Source organism: Mesorhizobium sp. M8A.F.Ca.ET.165.01.1.1, assembly GCF_004792065.1.
Taxonomy (GTDB): domain Bacteria; phylum Pseudomonadota; class Alphaproteobacteria; order Rhizobiales; family Rhizobiaceae; genus Mesorhizobium.
Map to the genome: position 1 here is coordinate 1 of NZ_SRTH01000002.1, position 22663 is coordinate 22663.

Genomic DNA, 22663 nt, shown 5'->3' on the forward strand with positions numbered 1-22663 from the left:
AGAAACCGGAGATCCATCTCAAGACGCTCGGCAAGTCGGCCGAAGAGATGGTAGATACCCTGGAACACTGGCTGGACGAGCGTGACATTGCCGAAGAGCAATATGACAATGGCGGCGGCATCTGACGACAGGTCGATGCTCGAAATCTTCGAGCGGCTGGCGCTGGCGGCCGGGCGCGAGGTCATGCGCGTGTTCCATGCCGGCTGCGCGGTCGACCGCAAATCGGACTCCTCGCCGGTGACCGAGGCGGACCGCGAGAGCGAGAAGATCATTCTTGCCGGCCTGCGTACGGAATTCCCCGACATTCCCTGCGTGGCCGAGGAAGAAGCGGCTGCCGGTGTCATGCCGGGCGAACTTGGCGAGGCTTTCTTCCTTGTTGATCCGCTTGACGGCACCAAGGAATTCGTCAACCGGCGCACCGACTTCACCGTCAATATCGCGCTTGTCCGCCATGGCGTGCCGGAAGTTGGCGTCGTCTTCGCCCCTTGCGGTGGCCGCTTCTTTTCCGGTCTGCCGGGCAGGGCGGAAGTCCTCGACATCGACGGCGATTACCAGATTATCGCCCGTCGGCCGATTTCGGTGAGAACGGCCGCGTCGCCGTTGGCAGTGGTCGCCAGCCGCTCGCACAACACGCCGGAAACCGAAGCCTATATTCGCGACCTTGGCGCCGCCGAGATCGTCTCGGTCGGTTCGTCGCTGAAATTCTGCCTCCTCGCCAATGGCGAGGCGGATGTCTATCCGCGCTTCGGTCGCACCATGGAATGGGACACCGCGGCGGGTGACGCGGTGCTGCGCGCCGCCGGCGGCACGACGCGGACGCTGGACGGCAAGCCCTTGGCCTATGGCAAGCGCAACCAGGCCGATGACGAGGACTTTGCCAATCCGCATTTCATTGCCAGCGGCAGCGCTGCAACCGGAAGGCGCATCGAACGTTGAGGTGGAAACCTCCCGTAGATGGCCTATCCTGTATGGACGTTCCCTGAGTCGGTAGTTGAATGTCCTTTTTTCAGAAATGCCATGCCGTCATTTTGGGCGGATTTCCGGTATGGACCAGCAGTCGAGATGAACTAGGCCTCAGGATGTTGCTGGGCCTCTACGCCCTCTCTCCCGCCCTTTTCGTCTTCGTCGAAATGTCTCCCACGGCCCTGGCATTTGTCGCGGCACTCATGGGTGCTCTTACCCTTTTGACCAAGGGGGCACGCTTTGGCAGGGCAACGATAGGCCTGGCCGTCACTCTGGCTCTCTTGTCCGGCTTTGTCCTGTCGAGCGCCCTGTGGTCGGTCGACGCGAGCCGCTCTCTCATGGCGGCGAAGGACGTGTTTGGCTACTCGGTCGCCGCCATCTTGCTGTTTGAGTGCATTCTGGCGCTTCCGGACGCTCAACGCGACCGGCTGGCACGGGTCTCGTTATTCGGCATGTTGATTGGCCTGGTGTCGGTGATGGGTTGGGAACTGTATTTTGCGTTTTTGACCGAAGATCCGAGATTTGTGGAAAATGTTTTCACCCTCCACAAGATCACGGTCTACGGAGCTTTTTTTGCCGTCATATTTCTTGCGCAGCCGAGGCTGGTCTGGAAGGGGCTTGCGGCTCTCTTTGCCGTGCTGACATTGCTCTACGGCCAATCGACCGGCGTCAATCTGGCGATTGTCTTCGTGGCGGCGATGTTTGTCATGCCCGACAAATACCGCCAGCACGCCTTGGTCGGATTCTTCGCCGCCTATTTGTCTCTTGCCCTGATTGCCCCTTTCGTCGTCTCGCCGCTGTTTGCCTACCTCAAAACAACGGGCTGGCTGGCTTTCTATCCGGGAACGTTCGCCGCGCGGCTTGATCTTTGGCAGATGATCTCGCCCCACATTGCGGAGCAGCCGGTTCTCGGCCATGGCGCCAATATGATGAGAAACGCGGTCGGGGTCGTGGTGAATCCCACATATTACGCGCAGGCGGATCTTCCGAGCGCGCACAATATCGTATTCGATTTGTGGTACGAGTTGGGAGCGCTGGGCATCATTGTGTACGGGGTGCTCCTGGGCGCGATCATAAGAATGATCGGCCGTTTGAGCGGCCCCTGCCATTTCATAGCCAGCAGCTATCTGATCATAGCTGTTGTCGAACTGTCGGTCGACCATCGGATCTGGTTGTCATGGGTGCTGGGCACTTTGGTCTTCACAGCGGGCATCTGCATATTGCAGTGCCGTTCCGTGGCCCGGCCGGGAACGGATGACCGGATCACAAGACGCGCAGCGACCTTCTCAAAATAGCGGCGCGAAGCGCACGACCGCCTATGCCGGCGAGGTGTCGCCTCTGGTATCCGGCGCCTATTCGGCCGCGGCCTGCGCCGAGTTCGAGCCGATATAGTTGCGGATCGTTTCGATGATCCGGTTCTGATCGGACTCGCTGAGATAGGGGTGCATCGGCAGGCACAGGATGCGTTTCGGCAGGTCCTCCGAAACGGCAAGACCGGTCGGCGTGCGCGGGTAGTCGCGATAGGCGATCTGCTCATGCAGCGGCTTGACGTAGTAGATGACGGACGGGATGCCCTTTTCGCTCAGATGCGCCTTAAGGCCATCGCGTTTCGGCGTCTCGATCGCGTATTGCGCCCACGCCGAGCGGCTGCCATCCAGGTTGCGGGCTGCGGTGACGATGTCGCCGAGGCCTTCCGCGTAACGCTGGGCGACCACTTGCCGCGCCACCATTTCTTCCTCGAGGATGGCGAGCTTCTCGATCAGGATCGCCGCCTGAAGCGTATCGAGCCGTGAATTGATGCCGACGCGGACGTTGTCGTACTGCGTCTCGCCCTTGCCGTGGAAGGCGAAGGAACGCAGCGCGTCGGCCAGAGCGTCGTCATTGGTGAACATCGCGCCGCCGTCGCCATAGCAGCCGAGCGGCTTGGCCGGATAGAAGCTGGTCGAGCCGACATGGCCGAACCCGCCGCACATCCTGCCTTCGAGCGAGCCGCCCATGGACTGGGCGGCATCCTCGATCACCAACAGGCCTTCGCGATTGGCGATGGCCATGATCGCCTCATAGTCGGCGGCAAGACCGAACAGGTCGACGGGGATGATCGCCTTCGGCTTCAGTCGGCCTTCCTTCTTGATGGCCGCGATCGCCGCCTCGAGGCTGGCGATGTCGATGTTGTAGGTCTTCGGATCGACATCGACGAAAACCGGCTCGGCCTTGGCCAGCGCCACCACTTCCGCCGTGGCGGCGAAGGTAAAGCTCGGCACGAACACCGCGTCACCTGGGCCGATGCCGGCGGCGAACAGCGGCAAAAGCAGTGCGTCGGTGCCGTTGGCGCAGGCAACCACATGCTTGACGCCGACATAGGCGGCGAGCTTCTTCTCGAATTCGGCGACCTGGGGGCCCAGGATGTAGCGGCCATCTTCGACGACGTGGTCGATCGCGGCTTTCAGCCGGTCGCGGATTCGTTCGCGCTGCGCGCCAAGATCGATGAACTGCATGTCGGCCTCAATACCTGCCCTAACCGGCCCGCTGGTACCAGACTTGGCGCGGCTGAAAAAGCCGGCTGCGGGCCGGGCATATGGCGCAAGTGTCGCAGCCCGTTACCGTGTTTTGCCGGCGCATTGGCCTAAAAAGCCGGGAATCCGGCCTTGGCGGCGCAATTCAGGCCATGTCTATCGCGGTTTTCCGGCGCATGGAAACATAAAGTGATCGCGCTGGAGGGCCGATCAGCCGATCTCGTGCCGCCATGGGGGATTGGCGCCGGCCCGTGATACCGTCACCGCCGCCGCCTTGGCGCCGAGCGCCAATGCTTTGCCGATAGCGTCTTGCGACAGGCTGGAAATCGCCGCCTTCGTCAGCAGGCCTTGCTCATGCAGGGAGGCAAGGATGCCGGCGTTGAACGTGTCTCCGGCGCCGACGGTGTCCGCCACCTTCACTGTCTCCGGCATGACGGTGACACGGTGCTGCTTGCTATAGCCAACGGCGCCTTCGCTGCCATGCGTGACGACGATCAGTTTCGGGCCGCGGTCGAGCCAATTGCGCACGACATCCTCGTGCGAACCGGCTTCACCGAACCAGTTGAGGTCTTCGTCCGAAAGTTTGACGATGTCGGCCATCGCCATCATCTCCCGGATGCGCCTGAGGTGCTTGGCCTTGTCGGGGATGAAGTTCGGCCGGATGTTGGGATCGAGCATCATCACGCGGGCCTCGTGCTCGCGCCGCATGAATTCCTCATAGGCCGAGCCAGCCGGCTCCGAGATCAGGCTGATGGCGCCGAACAGCATCGCCTCGATCTCGCCGCCGAGTTGCGGCAGGTCCTCGATGGTCAGCATGCGCCCGGCCGTGTTCTCGTCATAGAAGGTGTAGGTCGCCTGGCCGTTGTTCAGCCGCACGAAGGCCAGTGTCGTCGGCCGGGGCGATGTGTGCGCGTAGGTCGAACTGACCTTGCTCGCTCCGAGCGCCTCCCTGAATTGCCCGCCAAACAGGTCCGACGACAGGCCGGAGAAGAAGCCGGCCGGCGCGCCGAGCCGGCCGAGTGCGATCGCCGTGTTGAAAACAGCGCCGCCGACATAGGGAGCGAAGGCCGGCTCACCCTGCGTGGTGGTGCGCGGCAGCATGTCGATGAGGGCTTCGCCACAGCAGAGGATCATGGCTTCCTGGTCTCCGGCGGATAGATCACGCCCTTGCGGATGATGATGTTGGCGTAAAGCCGCGGCTCGCTCGTCGCGACGATGGCATGCGCCGATTTGACCCGTGCATAGAAGTCGGCGCCGGCCAGCGCAACCACCTTGCGGCCTGGTGCGCGCTTGGCGCAGATCGCCTCCATTTCACGATGGACAGGGTCGGCAAGCGACGGATCGCCTTTCACCGAGGCTCGAAACAGCGCCTCCGGAACCGCATCGTCGACCGGAAGCAGCGTCAGTATCGCGTCGAGTACGGGAATGAGGGCATGGCCGTCGGTCCGGACGAGGCGTCTTGCCTGCTCCAGCGCCGGATAGTTCCCGTCGACCAGGGCAATCTCGTCACCATGCCCCATGGCGCGCAACGTTGCCAGAAGCTCCGGACCAAGCAGCGCCGGAATCCCGATCAGCATTCAGGCGCTCCTGGCGATCGTCGTCGAACCGATCAGGAAGCGTTCGGAAAGCGGCAAGCTGGCGCCGCCGAGCGCCCGTGCATGGATGCCCACGCTTCCCTCGCGGACCGCCGGAAGTTTCAGCCCTTCGCCGTCGATGGCGCCGATTGCCGTCACGACCGCCTCGACCAGCTTCTGGCGCACGGCCTTCGGCATCCAGCCGTCGATCACCGCGGCCTCGAAATCGATGACCGAGGACGCTGCGACGATGGCGTAAGCGAGTGCCTGCGAGGCGCTGGCGATCCACTCGTCGAGTTCGGCGCCGATCTCCCCCCAATCCTCGGGTGAGGTCCACAGATACGAGGCCTCGACGCCACGCGCATTGAGTGTTTTTTCGAGCATGGCGATCGAGGCCACGTCGATCAGCTGGGTCGGTTTTCCACCCGGCCCGGGCACGGGCATGGAGCCGAGCGCGCCGGCATTGCCGGTCGGTCCGCCGAACAGCCGGCCGTTGAGCACGATGCCGCCACCGGCAAAGGCGCCGATGTAGAAATAGACGAAGTCCCGCGCCGCGCCCGTCTGGCCGAAGACCAGTTCGGCGCCGCAGGCCGAGGTGGCGTCGTTCTGCAGATAGACCGGAAAATCGCACTGCGTCTGGATGTCGGTCCTGATATCGCGATGGCGCCATTCGTCCATGACCTCGCGCGGCGCGCCGGCGGTGTCGGCCCAGTTCCACAGCTCGAACGGCATGGCGATGCCGAGTCCGGCAATGCGTTTGTCCTGCGCCGGTGTCAGCGCGCCGCGCATCGTCTTCATGCCTGACGTGACGAACTCGACCGTTTCGCGTGGGGCAGGGTAGCGGTAGGAGTGCTGCAGCATTGCGCGCACGTTGCCGAGGAAATCGATCAGCACGAGTTCGGCGCTGCGGCGGCCGATCTTGAGGCCGATGAAGAAGGCGCCTTCGGGGTTGAGCGCCATGGGGATCGAGGGCTGGCCGATCTTGCCGCGCAACGGCGCCTGACGCACGAGCAGGCTTTCTTCCTCCAGTTCGCGCATGATGACCGAGACTGTCTGCGCCGAAAGTCCGGTCATGCGGGCGATGTCGGACTTCGCCAGACTGCCGTGCTGACGCACCAGCGAAAGCACCAGGCGCTCATTGTGATCGCGCATGCCGCTCTGGTTGGTGCCGCGGTGAATAAGGCTCTCATTCGCTTCGGGCGAACCATGCCTCGCAGTGGCGGTCTCCACCCTGTTCCTCCCGTCGTTTCCCCGGCAATGCTTTTGGGTCAGAATGAGTGAAGGACGCAAGGCTGTCAATAATAAATAAGAGTGATTTAATTATTGACAGATGCCTTGGTCTGGTGTTTTTTGATCTGGCATCCGCGCTGGGAGAAGTCGCCTGGATGCCGTGCGGGTGCCGGTTGGCCGGCATTCGAAAATGTTCCACTGGGAGGAAAATCGTGACCAATACAAAATTGTTGAAGTCCACCGTTTTTGCGGCGGCCGCGCTGGGTCTGATGGCGTTCGCTTCGTCCGCATCCGCCGCCGGCGTCGGCGCCTGCCTGATCACCAAGACCGACACCAATCCGTTCTTCGTCAAGATGAAGGAGGGCGCTACCGCCAAGGCCAAGGAACTCGGCGTCGATCTCAAGACCTATGCGGGCAAGATCGACGGTGACAGCGAGAGCCAGGTGGCGGCGATCGAAAGCTGCATCGCCGACGGCGCCAAGGGCATTTTGATCACCGCGTCCGACACCAAGGGCATCGTGCCGACGGTGAAGAAGGCGCGCGATGCGGGCCTGCTGGTGATTGCGCTCGACACGCCGCTCGATCCGATCGACGCCGCCGACGCGACCTTCGCAACCGACAATCTGGAGGCCGGCAAGCTGATCGGTGCCTGGGCCGCCGCGACGCTGGGCGACAAGGCCAAGGACGCCAAGATCGGCTTCCTCGACCTGACCCCCTCGCAGCCGACCGTGGACGTTCTGCGCGATCAGGGCTTCATGATGGGCTACGGCATCGACGTGAAGGATCCCAACAAGATCGGCGATGAGACCGATCCGCGTATCGTCGGCCACGATGTGACGAACGGCAATGAAGAGGGCGGCCGCAAGGCGATGGAAAACCTTCTGCAGAAGGACAACACCATCACCGTCATTCACACCATCAACGAGCCGGCCGCGGTCGGTGCCTACCAGGCGCTCAAGGCCGTCGGCCTCGAAAGCCAGGTGCTGATCGTCTCGGTCGACGGCGGCTGCCCCGGCGTGAAGTCGGTCACCGAAGGCGTCATCGGCGCCACCTCGCAGCAATATCCGCTGCAGATGGCCGCGCTCGGCATCGAGGCGATCGCCGCTTTCGCCAAGGATGGTACCAAGCCGAAGCCGACCGAGGGCAAGAACTTCTTCGACACCGGCGTCAACCTCGTCACCGACAAGCCGGCCAAGGGCGTCAAGTCCATCGACACCAAGGAAGGCCTCGCCAAGTGCTGGGGCTGATGCTGGCCTGACCGGTAACAGAACCGATCGGCCGGGGGGACTTGATCCCCGGCCGCATCGGGTGGACGATACATCACTGTAAACGCGAACAATCCCGGCGACAGACCGGAAGGCGTGGACGGCGTCAGCGCGTGGCTGAAGCCCTACGGGGAGGAAACATGGCTCAAGCTCAGGAATTCGAGAAGGTTCTCTCGGCCAGCGACACAAGCGTGGCCGCTTTCGACGAGCACAAATCAGCCGTCAAGCGCATCCAGCATTTTCTGCATTCAACGCCGGCGGCGGTGCCGCTGATCGTGCTGCTTCTGTCGATCATCATCTTCGGCATCGCGATCGGAGGGCGGTTCTTCTCGTCCTACACGCTGACGCTGATCCTGCAGCAGATCGCCATCGTCGGCATTCTCGGGGCCGCTCAGACTCTGGTCATCCTGACCGCCGGCATTGACCTGTCGATCGGGGTGATCATGGTGATTTCTGCCGTGATCATGGGCAATTGCGCGGTCAGCTACGGCATGCCGAGCGTGCTCGCCGTGGCGATCGGGCTTGCCGCCGGTGCGGCTTGCGGGCTGCTGAACGGACTGCTGGTCGCCTATATGAAGTTGCCGCCCTTCATCGTGACGCTTGGCACCTGGAACATCGTCATGGCCACGAACTTCATCTATTCGGCCAATGAGACGATCCGCGACACCGACGTCGACACTCAAGCGCCGCTGCTGCATCTGTTCGCCCTGAGCTTCAAGGTCGGCACGGCGGTGCTGACGCTCGGTGTCATTGCCACGGTCGTGCTCGTGATGGTCCTTTGGTACGTGCTCAACCACACCGCATGGGGCCGTCATGTCTACGCCGTCGGCGACGACCAGGAGGCGGCGAAGCTGTCTGGCATCCAGACCAAGAAGGTGCTGGTGACGGTCTACACCCTTGCCGGGCTGATCGCCGCTTTCGCGGCCTGGGTCTCCATCGGCCGCAACGGCTCGATCTCGCCATCAGCCGCCGTCACCGACTACAATCTGCAGGCCATCACCGCGACGGTGATCGGTGGTATTTCTCTCTTCGGCGGTCGCGGCTCCATCCTCGGCACCTTGTTCGGCGCGATGATCGTCGGCGTCGTCTCGATGGGCCTCAACATGCTGGGCGCCGATCCGCAATGGAAAGTGCTCCTCACCGGCGTGCTGATCATCGGCGCCGTCGCCATCGACCAATGGATCAGAAAGGTTTCGGCATGACCCAGGAACCCATCCTCACCGCGCGCGGCCTGGTCAAGCGCTATGGCCGCGTCACCGCTCTCGACAATGCCGATTTCGACCTATACCCCGGCGAAATCCTTGCCGTCATCGGCGACAACGGCGCCGGCAAGTCGTCGCTCATCAAGGCGATTTCCGGCGCGGCCGTGCCGGACGAGGGCGAAATCCGGCTTGAAGGCAAACCCGTCTCCTTCAAGTCGCCGATGGAAGCGCGCGAAGCCGGCATCGAAACCGTCTACCAGAACCTCGCGCTGTCGCCGGCGCTGTCGATCGCCGACAACATGTTCCTCGGCCGCGAGATCCGCAAACCCGGCTTCGTCGGCCAGTGGCTTCGCATGCTGGACCGTCCGGCAATGGAAAAGCGCGCCCGCGACAAGCTTACCGAACTCGGCCTGATGACCATCCAGAACATCAGCCAGGCGGTGGAGACGCTGTCGGGCGGCCAACGCCAGGGCGTGGCGGTGGCCCGCGCCGCCGCCTTCGGCTCGAAGATGGTCATCATGGACGAGCCGACGGCGGCGCTCGGCGTCAAGGAGAGCCGCCGCGTGCTCGAACTGATCCTCGACGTGAAGAAGCGCGGCCTGCCGATCGTGCTCATCTCGCACAACATGCCGCACGTCTTCGAAGTGGCCGACCGCATCCACATCCACCGTCTTGGCCGTCGCCTGTGCGTCATCGACCCCAAGCAATATACGATGTCTGATGCCGTTGCCTTCATGACCGGTGCAAAAGCACCCCCGGAGACGGCATTGGCGGCCTGAACTGCCTGATTGCCGCTGGGTAAGGAGGCGGGGGTGTTCTCTAAATCGATTGAAAACATGCTGCAATGCACTAGGATGGGCTGGGAGAAACGGTGAAAGCCGGTATGATCAGGCCAAACCGAACGAGAGGCGATATGACATCCGCCATGACGATCGAAGCCCCCGCTCTCGACAATCCCGATCCCAAGACGCTCGCCGAAGAAGTCTTGATGTCGCTCAAATACCGGGTCGGCAAGGACACCACCGTCGCGACCCAGTACGACTGGCTGACCGCCTCGATCAAGGTCGTGCGCGACCGCGTCGTCGACCACTGGATGCAGGCGACCAAGGAAGCCTACGACCAGCAGGAAAAGCGCGTCTATTACCTGTCGCTCGAGTTCCTGATCGGACGTCTGATGCGCGACGCCTTTTCCAATCTCGGCCTGATGGAGAACATGCGTGAGGCGCTGTCCTCGCTCGGCGTCGATCTCGACCTGATCGCCGCGCTCGAGCCGGACGCTGCCCTTGGCAATGGCGGCCTTGGCCGGCTCGCCGCGTGCTTCATGGAAAGCATGGCGACCGTCGACATTCCCGCGCATGGCTACGGCATCCGCTATGCCAACGGCATGTTCCGCCAGGAAATCCATGACGGTTGGCAGGTCGAACTGCCCGAGACCTGGCTGGACCACGGCAACCCCTGGGAGTTCGAGCGGCGCGAGCGCTCCTTCGAAGTCGGCTTCGGCGGTTCGGTCGAATCGATCACCTCCAGGGACGGCCGGCTCGAACGCCATGTCTGGAAACCGAGGGAGCATGTTCTGGCGGTTGCCTATGACACGCCCGTGGCCGGCTGGCGCGCCAAGCGCGTCAACACGTTGCGCCTTTGGTCAGGCATGCCGATCGATCCGATCCTACTCGACAAGTTCAACGCCGGCGACCACATCGGGGCGCTGGCCGAAAGCAACAAGGCCGATGCGCTGTCGCGCGTGCTCTATCCCGCCGATTCCCACATGGCCGGACAGGAACTCAGGCTCAGGCAGGAATATTTCTTCTCCACCGCCTCGCTGCAGGACATCGTCCAGCGGCATCTGAGCCAATATGGCGACCTGAAGTCGCTTCCCGACAAGGCGGCGATCCACCTCAACGACACCCATCCGGCAATCGCCGTGCCGGAGTTGATGCGGCTTCTGATGGACGTCCACGGCATGGATTTCGATCTCGCCTGGGATATCACCAAGCGTACCTTCGGCTACACCAACCACACGCTGCTGCCCGAGGCGCTGGAAAGCTGGCCGGTGCCGCTGTTCGAGCGGCTTTTGCCGCGTCATATGCAGATCGTCTACGCCATCAACGCGCAGGTGCTGCTGGAGGCGCGCGCCACTGATCAATTCTCCGATGAGCAGATCAGCCGTATCTCGCTGATCCAGGAGAATGGCGACCGCCGGGTGCGCATGGGCAATCTGGCCTTTGTCGGTTCGCATTCGATCAACGGCGTGTCGGCGCTGCATACCGAACTGATGAAGGAGACGGTGTTCGCCGACCTGCACCGGCTCTATCCCGACCGCATCAACAACAAGACCAATGGCATCACGCCGCGGCGCTGGCTCATCCAGTGCAATCCGGGCCTTACCGCGCTCGCCCGCGAGGCGATCGGCGATCGCTTCATGGATGACATCGAGGCGATCAAGGGGCTCGATCCGCTCGCCGACGACACCGCCTTCCGCGAAAAATTCGCCGCCGTGAAGCGCCAGAACAAGGTGAGGCTAGCCAACTTGGTCGCCGACCGCCTCGGCATCAAGCTCGACCCTTCGGCGCTCTTCGACATTCAGGTCAAGCGTATCCACGAATACAAGCGTCAGCTCCTCAACATCCTCGAAGCGATCGCGCTCTATGACCAGATCCGCTCGCATCCCGAGCGCGACTGGATGCCACGCGTGAAATTCTTCGGCGGCAAGGCCGCGCCCAGCTACCACAACGCCAAGCTGATCATCAAACTGGCCAACGACGTCGCCAGGGTGATCAACAGTGACCCTTCGGTGCGCGGCCTGCTCAAGGTCGTGTTCGTACCGAACTACAATGTCAGCCTGGCCGAGGTGCTGATGCCGGCCGCCGATCTCTCGGAGCAGATCTCGACCGCCGGCATGGAAGCGTCGGGAACCGGCAACATGAAGTTCGCGCTGAACGGCGCACTGACCATCGGCACGCTCGACGGCGCCAATGTCGAGATCAAGGAGCATGTCGGCGACGACAACATCTTCATCTTTGGCCTCACCACCGAAGAAGTCGCCGAGCGGCGCAACAATGGCTACAATCCCCGCGGCGTCATCGAGGCGTCCCCCGAACTGGCGCAGGCGGTCGCGGCCGTTTCTTCGGGCGTCTTCTCCCCCGATGATCCCAATCGCTACCGCGATCTGATCAACGGCCTCTACGACAGCGACTGGTTCATGGTCGCGGCGGATTTCGACGCCTATGCCGCCTGCCAGCGCGACGTCGATGCCGTCTGGCGCAACAGCCCGGACTGGTACGCCCGCGCCATCCGCAACGTCGCGCGCGTCGGCTGGTTCTCTTCCGATCGCACGATCCGCCAATACGCCAAAGAAATCTGGAACGTGCCCGTCTGATATGATTGCATGAGGCCACGAACGATGGCCGCAAAAACAAACATTTGGTGCCCGGGGAGGGCGACCGCCTGATGAGGAAGCCGCGCGCGACCGCTGCGACAAGCGGGCCGGACGGACTGGCGTCAGCCAGCGATGTCGAGGCGATTGTCGCCGGTACGCACGGTGATCCTTTTGCGGTTCTCGGTGTTCAGGAGGCCGGCAAGAGCCTGTTCGCGCGCTGCTTCGTTCCGCATGCGCAGTCCGTCACCGCCTACACGCTGACCGGCATCGAGGCAGGCGAATTGACCAGGCGCGACGAAGCCGGTTTCTTCGAGGGCAAGCTGTCGATCAGGAAGCGCCAGCCGCTCCGCTACCACGCGCGCAATGCCGGCGGCGACTGGTGGCTGACCGATCCCTATTCGTTCGGTCCGGTGCTCGGACCGATGGACGATTACTATATCGCCGAGGGCTCGCATCTCAGGTTGTTCGACAAGCTCGGCGCCCATGTCATTGAGCACGAAGGCGCCACCGGCGTGCATTTCGCGGTATGGGCCCCAAATGCCAGGCGCGTCTCGGTGGTCGGCGATTTCAATGACTGGGACGGGCGCCGGCATACGATGCGCGACCGTCGCGACACCGGCATCTGGGAGCTGTTCATTCCCGATATCGGCGCCGGCCGGCCCTATAAATATGAAATCATAGGTCCCGACGGCGTGAGATTGCCGCTGAAAGCCGATCCATTCGCCTTCAAGTCGGAGCTGCGCCCGGCAACGGCCTCGGTGACCGCGGTGCCCCCGGCGCATCCATGGGGCGACGAGGCGCATCGCAATTTCTGGCGCAACGCCGACCCCCGGCGCGAAGCCATCTCGATCTACGAAGTCCATGCCGGTTCCTGGCAGCTTCGCGACGACGGCACCTTCCTGTCCTGGGATGAGCTGGCCGACCGGCTGATCCCTTATGTGGTCGAGGCCGGGTTCACCCACATCGAATTCCTGCCGATCTCCGAGCATCCCTATGACCCGTCCTGGGGTTATCAGACCACCGGCCTCTACGCGCCATCGGCCCGCTTCGGCGATCCGGACGGCTTTGCTCGCTTTGTCGATGGCGCCCATCGTGCCGGCATCGGCGTAATCCTAGACTGGGTGCCGGCGCATTTTCCTGTCGACGAGCACGGTCTGGTCCATTTCGACGGCACCGCGCTCTACGAGCATGCCGACCCGCGCAAGGGCTTCCACCCGGACTGGAACACCGCGATCTACAATTTCGGCCGCCGCGAGGTGGTGTCGTTCCTCGTCAACAACGCCTTGTTCTGGGCCGAAAAATACCATGTCGACGGTCTTCGCGTCGACGCGGTGGCCTCGATGCTCTACCTCGACTATTCGCGCAAGCAGGGCGAATGGATTCCCAACGAAAAGGGTGGGCGCGAAAACCTCGAGGCGGTCAGCTTCCTGCAGAAGATGAACAAGGAGCTCTACGGGCACCATCCCGGTGTCATGACTATCGCCGAGGAATCGACTTCATGGCCAAAGGTCTCGGCGCCCGTTCATGAAGGCGGGCTGGGCTTCGGCTTCAAGTGGAACATGGGCTTCATGCACGACACGCTGGAGTATTTTTCCAAGGAGCCGATTTTCCGCAAGCACCATCACAACGAGCTGACCTTCGGTCTGACCTACGCCTTCTCGGAGAATTTCGTGCTGCCGCTCTCGCATGACGAGGTCGTGCACGGCAAAGGCACGCTGCTGGGCAAGATGGCCGGTGACGACTGGCAGAAATTCGCGACCTTGCGTGCCTATTACGGCTTCATGTGGGGTTATCCCGGCAAGAAGCTGCTGTTCATGGGCCAGGAATTCGCGCAGCGCCGCGAATGGAGCGAGGCGCGCGCGCTTGATTGGAACCTGCTCGATTTCCGGCCGCATCGCGGCGTCTGGCAGACGGTGCGCGATCTCAACTATCTCTACCGTTCACGTCCGGCCCTGCATGGCCGCGACTGCGAGCCCGAAGGGTTTTCCTGGCTGATCGTCGACGACAGCCAGAATTCGGTTTTCGCCTGGGTGCGCAACGCTCCTGGCGGCAATCCGGTCGCCGTCATCTCCAATTTCACGCCGGTGCCGCGCGACAATTATCGTGTACCTCTGCCGAAGGCCGGCAAGTGGCGCGAGATCATCAACACCGATGCTTCCGAATATGGCGGCTCCGGCATGGGCAATGGCGGCGTGGTCGAGGCGAGGGCGGAGGGCAAGAGCATCTCGGCAACGATGCTTCTGCCGCCGCTGTCGACGATCATGCTTGAACTCGCCGACGACTGAACTCGTTAAGGCTGGTCAACGCATAAAGACGAGTAACTTGGGAGGGTATAAATGGCAGACTTGAAAAGAACCCAGCCGCTGGCCCGCGACGCCATGGCCTATGTGCTGGCCGGCGGACGCGGCAGCCGCCTCAAGGAGCTGACCGATCGGCGCGCCAAGCCGGCGGTCTATTTCGGCGGCAAGACGCGCATCATCGATTTCGCGCTCTCCAATGCACTGAACTCTGGCATCCGCCGCCTCGGCGTCGCCACCCAGTACAAGGCGCATTCGCTGATCCGCCACCTGCAACGCGGCTGGAACTTCCTGCGGCCCGAACGAAACGAGAGCTTCGACATCCTGCCGGCGAGCCAGCGCGTGTCGGAAACGCAATGGTATGAAGGCACGGCTGACGCCGTCTACCAGAACATCGACATCATCGAGGCTTATGGCCCGGAATACATGGTGATCCTGGCCGGCGACCACATCTACAAGATGGATTACGAGCTGATGCTGCGCCAGCATGTCGATGCCGGCGCCGATGTCACGGTCGGCTGCCTCGAAGTGCCGCGCATGGAAGCGACAGGCTTCGGCGTCATGCATGTCGATGCCAAGGACAACATCATCGCCTTCGTCGAAAAGCCCGTTGATCCGCCCGGCATTCCGGGTAACCCGGAATTCGCCTTGGCCTCGATGGGCATCTACGTCTTCAAGACCAAGTTCCTGATGGAACAGCTGCGCCGCGATGCCGCCGAGCCGGGCTCCAGCCGCGACTTCGGCAAGGACATCATCCCCTATATCGTCACGCACGGTAAGGCGATCGCGCACCGCTTCACCAAGTCCTGCGTGCGTTCGACCGCCGAGAACGAGGCCTACTGGCGCGATGTCGGCACGGTCGATGCCTATTGGGAAGCCAACATCGACTTGACCGACGTGACGCCGGAACTCGACCTCTACGACCGCGACTGGCCGATCTGGACTTATGCCGAGCTGAAGCCGCCGGCAAAATTCGTCCACGACGAGGATGGCAGGCGCGGTTCTGCCGTGTCGTCACTGGTGTCGGGCGATTGCATCGTCTCGGGCGCTTCGCTGAAGAAGAGCCTGATCTTCACCGGCGCGCGCATCAATTCCTATTCGGCACTCGAAGAAGTCGTCATGCTGCCCGACGTTCATGTCGGCCGGAACGCAAAGTTGAAGCGCGTCGTGATCGACCACGGTGTAAGGATACCGGAAGGGCTGGTGGTCGGCGAGGATCCCGCGCTCGACGCCAAGCGTTTTCGGGTTTCGGAAAAGGGCATCTGCCTGGTCACCCAGGACATGATCGACAAGCTGAAGCTTTAGGCCGGATCGGATTGTAGGCGCATGCATGTTCTGTCGGTCACGCCCGAAATCTTCCCGCTGATCAAGACCGGCGGGCTTGCCGACGTAACCGGGGCGCTGCCGATCGCGCTCGCGGCCAAGGGCGTGACCATGCGCACGCTCATTCCGGGTTTTCCGGTGGTGATGGGCGCCTTCAAGAAAAAGAAGGCCGTCTACCAATACCCCTTGTTGCAAGGCGGCAAGGCCGCGATCCATGCCGTCGAGGTCGCCGGGCTCGATTTGTTCGTGCTCGACGCGCCGCATCTGTTCGACCGCCCCGGCGGCCCCTATGGCAACGCCTCGGGCGCGGATTGGCCGGACAATTGGCGGCGCTTCGCGGCGCTGAGCCAGGCCGGCGCCGATATCGCCGGCGGCGCCATTTCGGGCTACCTGCCTGACATCGTGCATGCCCATGACTGGCAGTCGGCGATGACGCTGGCTTATATGCGTTACGGCAAGGCGGTTGGCACGCCATCAATGATGACCGTCCACAATCTCGCCTTCCAGGGTCAGTTCGGCGCCGGCATCTTCGGCGAACTCGGTCTGCCGGCCGCGGCGATGGCGCTTGACGGCGTCGAATATTATGGCGGCGTCGGCTTCCTCAAGGCGGGTCTGCAGGCGGCCTGGGCAATCACCACGGTGAGCCCGACCTATGCGCAGGAGATCCGTTCACCGGAATTCGGCATGGGCCTCGATGGTCTCATCAACATGCGTTCAAGCGATCTCCATGGCATCGTCAACGGCATCGACACCGCCATCTGGGATCCAGCAACCGATAGACATCTGGTGTCGACCTATACGGCCGAAACGTTGAAGGCCCGCGCGCCCAACAGGGCGGCCGTCGAGGACCGTTTCGGTCTCGACCGCGACGGCAGCCCGATTGTCTGTGTCGTCAGCCGGCTGACCTGGCAGAAGGGCATGGACATATTGGCGACGGTGATCGACGGCATCGTTGCGACAGGCGCCAGGCTGGCTATCCTCGGCTCGGGCGACGCCGGCCTCGAAGGCGCGCTGCTGGCGGCCGCCGCACGCCACCGTGGCCGCATCGGTGTGGTCGTCGGCTATGACGAGGGGCTGTCGCACATCATGCAGGGCGGCTGCGACGCCATCGTCATCCCTTCGCGCTTCGAACCTTGCGGGCTGACGCAGCTTTACGGCCTGCGCTATGGCTGCGTGCCGGTCGTCGCGCGCACCGGCGGCCTCGCCGACACCATCATCGACGCCAACGAAGCGGCGATTGCAGCCGGCGTGGCGACCGGCTTCCAGTTTGCCCCCAACAATGGCGGCGCGCTGCTGCACGCCATCCGCCGCCTGGCCGACGCCCACGCCAGTTCCGCAACCTTCGAGACCATCCAGCGCCAGGGCATGAAGACCGATGTGTCGTGGGATCGAAGCGCCGAAAAATACGTCGAACTCTATCGCCTGCTGCTTTCGAAAAGGGTTGCCTGAAGCATGATACGCACCGTCCCCACCAAGCCCTATTCCGACCAGAAGCCCGGCACGTCGGGACTGCGCAAGAAGGTGCCAGTGTTCCAGCAGGAGCACTATGCCGAGAACTTCATCCAGTCGATCTTCGACGCGCTCGACGGATTTGCCGGCAAGACCCTGGTCATCGGCGGCGATGGCCGCTTCTACAACCGCGAGGTCATCCAGAAGGCCATTGCCATGGCCGCCGGCAACGGCTTCGGCAAGGTGATGGTAGGGCAGGGCGGCATATTGTCGACGCCGGCGGCCTCGCATGTCATCCGCAAATACAAGACCTTCGGCGGCATCATCCTGTCGGCCAGCCATAATCCCGGCGGCCCGCATGAGGATTTTGGCATCAAGTACAATGCCGGCAATGGCGGCCCGGCGCCGGAAAAGCTGACCGACGCCATCTTTGCCAGGACCAAGGCGATTTCGAGCTTCAAGATCGCCGACATCGATCCAATCGACATCGATACGGTCGGCACCGTCAAGGCCGGCGGCATGACCGTCGAGATCATCGATCCGGTCACCGACTATGCCGAACTGATGGAGAGCCTGTTCGATTTCGACGCGTTGCGCAAACTGTTCAAGTCGGGCTTTCGCATGCGCTTCGACGCCATGCACGCGGTGACCGGACCCTACGCCAAGGAAATCCTCGAACACCGGCTCGGCGCACCGAACGGCACCTGCCGCAATTTCAAGCCGCTGCCCGATTTCGGCGGCCATCACCCCGATCCCAACCTTGTCCATGCCAAGCACCTCTATGACGAGATGATGGGGCCGGACGCGCCGGATTTCGGCGCCGCCTCCGACGGCGACGGCGACCGCAATTTGATCATCGGCAAGGGCATTTTCGTCACCCCGTCGGATTCGGTCGCCATGCTTGCCGCCAATGCCCGCCTGGCGCCCGGCTACAAGGACGGGCTGAAGGGCATCGCCCGCTCGATGCCGACCAGCGGTGCCGCCGACCGCGTCGCTCACAAGCTCGGCATCGGCATTTACGAGACGCCGACCGGCTGGAAGTTCTTCGGCAATCTGCTCGACGCCGGCATGGCGACGATCTGCGGTGAGGAAAGTGCCGGCACCGGCTCCAACCATGTCCGCGAAAAGGACGGTCTGTGGGCGGTGCTCCTGTGGCTCAACATCCTCGCCGCGCGCGGCGAAAGCTGCCAGCAGATCGTCACCGAGCACTGGGCGGCCTATGGGCGCAATTACTATTCGCGGCATGACTATGAAGAGGTGGAGAGCGACCGCGCCAATGCGCTGGTCGACGAACTCAGGGCCAAGCTCGGCTCGCTGCCCGGCACCAGCGTGCGCGGCTTGAAGATCGCCAATGCCGACGATTTTGCCTATCACGACCCGGTCGACGGCTCGACCAGCGAGCACCAGGGCATAAGGGTGCTGTTCGAAGGCGGCTCACGCGTCGTCTTCCGCCTCTCCGGCACCGGCACCTCGGGCGCGACCCTCCGCGTCTACATCGAGCGCTACGAGCCGGACAAGTCGAGGCACGATCTCGACACGCAGGAGGCGCTCGCCGATCTCATCGCCGCCGCCGACGACATTGCCGGGATCAAGAGCCACACCGGCCGCGACAAACCGAGCGTGATTACTTGAGGGTGGGGAGGCGCGACTCCCCCTTCTCCCCTTGTGGGAGAAGGTGTCGCCGAAGGCGACGGATGAGGGGTGCTCCAGCTTGGCGCAAACCGGCGCCCGGGACACCGATGCCTCATTCCTTCCAACACCCCTCATCCGTCTCGGCGGTGCGCGCCGATCCACCTTCTCCCACAAGGGGAGAAGGGAAGGCGCTCACGTGAACAATCTCGGCGCCGCCATCACCAGCGAAGGCATCCGCTTCGCCGCCTGGTCGTCGTCGGCGCGGCGGCTCTGGGTGTCGATCTTCGATGAAACCGGCGACCACGAAATCGAGCGGCTTGAACTCCAGCCCGAAGGCGAGGGTTTTTACGCCCTGTTCGTCGCGGGTCTCGCCGCCGGCACCCGCTACGGCTTTCGTGCCGATGGCGACTATGCACCCGAGCGTGGGCTGTGGTTCGACCCCGACAAGCTGCTGACCGATCCTTATGCCGCCGAAATCGACCGGCCCTATGCCTATCACTGGCGGCTCGCCGCGCGGCGCAATGAGGGTGCCGACACCGCGTCGCTGATGCCCAAGACCGTGGCCAAGGCCTTGCCCGCGGCCTCACCGATCCTGCCGCCGCTGTTTCGTCCGGGCGGCCTGATCTACGAACTGAATGTCCGCGCCTTCACCAAGCTCCACCCGGATGTGCCGCAAGAACAGCGTGGTACGATCGCCGCACTTGCCCATCCGGCCATCATCGAGCATCTGCAAAGGCTCGGCGTCTCCGCCGTCGAATTGATGCCGGTGACGGCGTCGATCGACGAGCGGCATCTGCCGCCGCTGGGCTTGAGCAACGCCTGGGGCTACAATCCCGTCACCTTCATGGCGCTCGACCCTCGCCTCGCACCCGGCGGCCTGACGGAATTACAGGACACGGTCGCAGCGCTGCGCCGGGTTGGCATCGGCACCATTCTCGACCTCGTCTTCAACCATACCGGCGAAAGCGACAGGCTGGGGCCAACGCTCTCGCTGCGCGGCCTCGACAACCAGGCCTACTATCGGCATCGGCCGGATGGCGGGCTGGTCAATGACACCGGCACCGGCAACACCATCGCTTGCGACCATCCGGTGGTGCGCGAAATGGTGCTCGACACGCTCCGTCATTTCGTGCGCCGGGCTGGCGTCGACGGCTTCCGGTTCGATCTGGCTCCGGTGCTGGGCCGGGTCGATGGTCTGTTCGATCCGGAAGCACCACTGCTCCGGGCCATTGCCGATGATCCGGTACTTTGCGACCGCGTGCTGATCGCCGAGCCTTGGGATATCGGGGCAAACGGATATCAACTGGGCAATTTTCGGCCACCGTTCCTCGAGTGGAACGATCGCTACCGCGACGATGTCAGACGCTTCTGGCGCGGCGATGCCGGCATGGTCGGCACTCTCGCCACGCGCCTTGCCGGTTCGTCCGACGTGTTCAACAGGGCAGGGGAGCCGGCAAGCCGCAGCGTGAACTTCATCGCCGCCCATGACGGCATGACGCTGGCCGACATCGTCGCCTACGAGCGCAAACACAACGCCGACAATGGCGAGCAGAACCGCGACGGCCATAACGACAACCTGTCCTGGAACAATGGCGTCGAGGGAGACACGAACGAGGCAGCGATCATCAAGGCGCGCTTCGACGACCAACGCGCACTGCTCGCCACGCTGTTCGCCTCGCGCGGCACCATCATGCTGACGGCAGGCGACGAATTCGGCAGAACGCAGCAAGGCAACAACAACGCCTATGCGCAGGACAACGCCATTACCTGGCTTGACTGGACAGGCCGCGATCAGGCGCTGGAGCGTTACGCATCGGCGCTTGCAGCGCTTCGCCAGGCGGTGCCGGCACTGTCGGACACACGTTTCCTGGCCGGAGAACCGGTCGAGGCTTCAGGCGTTCCCGACGTCGCCTGGCTGACCGAGACGGGTGAGCCGCTCGCAGAGACCGACTGGAACGACTCCAGCCGGCATCGCCTTGTCATGCTGCTTGGCGGCGAGGATGGCAGGCTTGCCGTCATGATCAATGGTGACCGCCGCCAATGCGTCTTCACCTTGCCGGCGCGCGATGGCTTCCAGTGGCGCCCGGCAATCGAGACACAGGCGATCGACCTCCTGCGCCCGCTGCCGGGCCGCAGCGTCAATTTCATGATCGAGGGCCGGACCGGAAACGGTGGCGCCGGGAAGGGTTCGTAATGGCCGACGACAATGCCAGGCAGGGAGCCGAGTGGTGGCGAGGCTGCGTCATCTATCAGATCTATCCGCGCTCTTTCCAGGACACGACCGGCGATGGCAGCGGCGATCTCAAAGGTATTACGGCAAGGCTCGCCCATATCGCCTCCCTCGGCGTCGACGCTGTCTGGCTGTCGCCCTTCTTCAAGTCGCCCATGGCCGACATGGGCTATGACGTATCGGACTACTGCGACGTCGACCCGATGTTCGGCACGTTGGCGGATTTCGACGCGCTGGTCGCCGAAGCGCATCGGCTCGGCCTGAAAATCATCATCGACCAGGTGCTGTCGCATTCATCCGACAAGCATGAATGGTTCATCGAAAGTCGCGCCAGCCGCGACACCGCCAAGGCCGACTGGTACGTCTGGGCCGACGCCAGGCCCGACGGCGGCGCGCCCAACAATTGGCTGTCGGTCTTCGGGGGGCCATCCTGGGAGTGGGACGCGACCCGTCGCCAATATTACATGCACAATTTCCTCGCCTCGCAGCCGGATCTCAATTTCCACAATCCGGAAGTCCAGGACGCGTTGCTGGACACGGTGCGGTTCTGGCTGGAGCGCGGTGTCGACGGCTTCCGGCTCGACACGGTCAATTACTATGTCCACGACCGCTGGCTGCGCAGCAATCCGCCCTTGGCTTCGAGCGTTGCCGGCACCAACACGGAAACCAACACCTACCTCTATCAGGAGCATCTGTTCGACAAGACGCAGCCGGAGAACCTGGCGTTCCTCAGGCGTTTCCGCGCGTTGCTCGACGAATTTGGCGACCGCGCCGCCGTCGGCGAGATCGGCGATGAAGGCCGCTCGCTGCAGACGCTCGCAGCCTACACCTCCGGCGGCGACAAGCTTCAGATGAGCTACACGTTCGATTTGCTCGGCTCGCAATTTTCGGCGGCGCATGTGCGTGGTTGCGTCGAGGCGTTTGAGAATGCGGTTGCCGACGGCTGGGTCTGCTGGGCCTTCTCCAACCATGACGTCGTGCGCCATGTCAGCCGCTGGACGCGGCCGGATGGCGATCCCGATCTGGTGGCCAAATTCTCGATCATGCTGCTCGCCTGCCTGCGCGGCTCGATCTGCCTCTATCAGGGCGAAGAACTCGGCCTTGAGGAAGCGGAGCTTGCCTATGAAGATTTGCGCGATCCCGTCGGCATCCGTTTCTGGCCGGGCGTGAAGGGCAGGGACGGCTGCCGCACGCCGATGGCCTGGGAGGTCGGGGCCGACAATGCGGGCTTTTCCACCACAAAACCATGGCTGCCTGTGCCGGCAAGCCATCGCGCCCGTGCGGCGGATGCGCAGAACGGCGAGGAGCAATCGGTGCTGTCGGTCTACCGCTCCACGCTTGCCTTGCGCAGACAGCACCCGGCACTGGTCGGTGGTTCGATCCGTTTTCTCGACGCCGAGGGAGACATGCTCGCCTTCATCCGCGAAGGAGACGGGGAGAGGCTGCTCTGTGTCTTCAATTTCGCCGGGGAGCCGGCGACGTGGCCCTTGCTGCCTGATATCGGAACCGTCGCGGCTGTCCTGGGCGGTACCGCGGCTGTCGAGGAAAACGCGCTCTCGCTGCCGGCTCTCGGTTGCTTCCTCGGTCGGCTCGGCTGATCGGCGCTTCG

General features: G+C 63.2%; 16 protein-coding genes. 12 read left to right on the forward strand and 4 right to left on the reverse strand.

Annotated elements, in window-relative coordinates:
* Positions 1-135: 135 nt before the first annotated feature.
* A complete protein-coding gene (gene cysQ / locus EN808_RS04565; RefSeq protein ID WP_167531229.1) occupies positions 136-936 on the forward strand; it encodes a 3'(2'),5'-bisphosphate nucleotidase CysQ in 801 nt (266 codons plus the stop codon).
* Between the two features lie 59 nt (positions 937-995).
* On the forward strand, positions 996-2258 hold the full coding sequence (locus tag EN808_RS04570) for an O-antigen ligase family protein (protein WP_135915268.1): 1263 nt from the start codon (positions 996-998) through the stop codon (positions 2256-2258).
* A gap of 57 nt (positions 2259-2315) precedes the next feature.
* On the opposite strand, the gene EN808_RS04575 is transcribed toward EN808_RS04570, so the two are convergent.
* The 4 genes from EN808_RS04575 to EN808_RS04590 form a co-directional block, all read right to left on the reverse strand.
* On the reverse strand, positions 2316-3458 hold the full coding sequence (locus EN808_RS04575; protein ID WP_135915269.1) for a DegT/DnrJ/EryC1/StrS aminotransferase family protein: 1143 nt from the start codon (positions 3456-3458) through the stop codon (positions 2316-2318).
* A gap of 228 nt (positions 3459-3686) precedes the next feature.
* Positions 3687-4610: a carbohydrate kinase gene (locus tag EN808_RS04580; RefSeq protein WP_135915270.1), complete on the reverse strand. Its 924-nt coding sequence runs from the start codon at positions 4608-4610 to the stop codon at positions 3687-3689.
* Positions 4607-5053, reverse strand: a complete 447-nt coding sequence (locus EN808_RS04585; RefSeq protein ID WP_135884235.1) for an RbsD/FucU domain-containing protein — start codon at positions 5051-5053, stop codon at positions 4607-4609. The genes EN808_RS04580 and EN808_RS04585 overlap by 4 nt, the downstream gene beginning before the upstream one ends.
* Positions 5054-6280 (reverse strand): ROK family transcriptional regulator, encoded by a 1227-nt coding sequence (locus EN808_RS04590; RefSeq protein WP_135884237.1) that lies wholly within the window; start codon positions 6278-6280, stop codon positions 5054-5056. It lies immediately after the preceding gene.
* A 230-nt stretch (positions 6281-6510) separates the two neighbouring features.
* On the opposite strand from EN808_RS04590, the gene EN808_RS04595 reads away from it, so the two are divergent.
* The 10 genes from EN808_RS04595 (at position 6511) to EN808_RS04640 (ending at position 22652) form a co-directional block, all read left to right on the forward strand.
* Positions 6511-7527, forward strand: coding sequence for a sugar ABC transporter substrate-binding protein (locus EN808_RS04595; RefSeq protein ID WP_167531230.1), 1017 nt, complete (start codon positions 6511-6513; stop codon positions 7525-7527).
* A 158-nt stretch (positions 7528-7685) separates the two neighbouring features.
* On the forward strand, positions 7686-8747 hold the full coding sequence (locus tag EN808_RS04600) for an ABC transporter permease (protein ID WP_127276095.1): 1062 nt from the start codon (positions 7686-7688) through the stop codon (positions 8745-8747).
* Positions 8744-9526, forward strand: coding sequence for an ATP-binding cassette domain-containing protein (locus EN808_RS04605; RefSeq protein WP_127276094.1), 783 nt, complete (start codon positions 8744-8746; stop codon positions 9524-9526). Before EN808_RS04600 ends, EN808_RS04605 begins: the two co-directional genes overlap by 4 nt.
* A 134-nt stretch (positions 9527-9660) precedes the next feature.
* On the forward strand, positions 9661-12123 hold the full coding sequence (locus tag EN808_RS04610) for a glycogen/starch/alpha-glucan phosphorylase (protein ID WP_135915271.1): 2463 nt from the start codon (positions 9661-9663) through the stop codon (positions 12121-12123).
* Between the two features lie 71 nt (positions 12124-12194).
* Complete coding sequence (gene glgB, locus EN808_RS04615) at positions 12195-14408, forward strand: 1,4-alpha-glucan branching protein GlgB (RefSeq protein WP_127276092.1); 2214 nt, start codon at positions 12195-12197, stop codon at positions 14406-14408.
* A gap of 51 nt (positions 14409-14459) precedes the next feature.
* Positions 14460-15725: a glucose-1-phosphate adenylyltransferase gene (glgC, locus tag EN808_RS04620; protein WP_127276091.1), complete on the forward strand. Its 1266-nt coding sequence runs from the start codon at positions 14460-14462 to the stop codon at positions 15723-15725.
* 21 nt (positions 15726-15746) lie between these two features.
* Complete coding sequence (gene glgA / locus EN808_RS04625; protein WP_127276090.1) at positions 15747-17192, forward strand: glycogen synthase GlgA; 1446 nt, start codon at positions 15747-15749, stop codon at positions 17190-17192.
* Positions 17193-17195: 3 nt separating this feature from the next.
* Positions 17196-18824 carry an alpha-D-glucose phosphate-specific phosphoglucomutase gene (locus tag EN808_RS04630; protein WP_127276089.1) on the forward strand — a complete coding sequence of 543 codons (1629 nt, stop codon included), beginning with the start codon at positions 17196-17198 and terminating at the stop codon, positions 18822-18824.
* Between the two features lie 196 nt (positions 18825-19020).
* A complete protein-coding gene (gene glgX, locus EN808_RS04635) occupies positions 19021-21018 on the forward strand; it encodes a glycogen debranching protein GlgX (RefSeq protein WP_135915272.1) in 1998 nt (665 codons plus the stop codon).
* Complete coding sequence (locus EN808_RS04640) at positions 21018-22652, forward strand: alpha-glucosidase family protein (RefSeq protein ID WP_127871308.1); 1635 nt, start codon at positions 21018-21020, stop codon at positions 22650-22652. The genes glgX and EN808_RS04640 overlap by 1 nt, the downstream gene beginning before the upstream one ends.
* Positions 22653-22663 lie beyond the last annotated feature (11 nt).

Excerpts from the sequence above, each read along its gene's own strand:
- cysQ (WP_167531229.1), top strand. The coding sequence starts at position 136 with ATGCTCGAAATCTTCGAGCGGCTGGCGCTGGCGGCCGGGCGCGAGGTC.
- EN808_RS04570 (WP_135915268.1), top strand. The coding sequence starts at position 996 with ATGTCCTTTTTTCAGAAATGCCATGCCGTCATTTTGGGCGGATTTCCG.
- EN808_RS04575 (WP_135915269.1), bottom strand. The coding sequence starts at position 3,458 with ATGCAGTTCATCGATCTTGGCGCGCAGCGCGAACGAATCCGCGACCGG.
- EN808_RS04580 (WP_135915270.1), bottom strand. The coding sequence starts at position 4,610 with ATGATCCTCTGCTGTGGCGAAGCCCTCATCGACATGCTGCCGCGCACC.
- EN808_RS04585 (WP_135884235.1), bottom strand. The coding sequence starts at position 5,053 with ATGCTGATCGGGATTCCGGCGCTGCTTGGTCCGGAGCTTCTGGCAACG.
- EN808_RS04600 (WP_127276095.1), top strand. The coding sequence starts at position 7,686 with ATGGCTCAAGCTCAGGAATTCGAGAAGGTTCTCTCGGCCAGCGACACA.
- EN808_RS04605 (WP_127276094.1), top strand. The coding sequence starts at position 8,744 with ATGACCCAGGAACCCATCCTCACCGCGCGCGGCCTGGTCAAGCGCTAT.
- EN808_RS04610 (WP_135915271.1), top strand. The coding sequence starts at position 9,661 with ATGACATCCGCCATGACGATCGAAGCCCCCGCTCTCGACAATCCCGAT.
- glgB (WP_127276092.1), top strand. The coding sequence starts at position 12,195 with ATGAGGAAGCCGCGCGCGACCGCTGCGACAAGCGGGCCGGACGGACTG.
- glgC (WP_127276091.1), top strand. The coding sequence starts at position 14,460 with ATGGCAGACTTGAAAAGAACCCAGCCGCTGGCCCGCGACGCCATGGCC.
- glgA (WP_127276090.1), top strand. The coding sequence starts at position 15,747 with ATGCATGTTCTGTCGGTCACGCCCGAAATCTTCCCGCTGATCAAGACC.
- EN808_RS04630 (WP_127276089.1), top strand. The coding sequence starts at position 17,196 with ATGATACGCACCGTCCCCACCAAGCCCTATTCCGACCAGAAGCCCGGC.
- EN808_RS04640 (WP_127871308.1), top strand. The coding sequence starts at position 21,018 with ATGGCCGACGACAATGCCAGGCAGGGAGCCGAGTGGTGGCGAGGCTGC.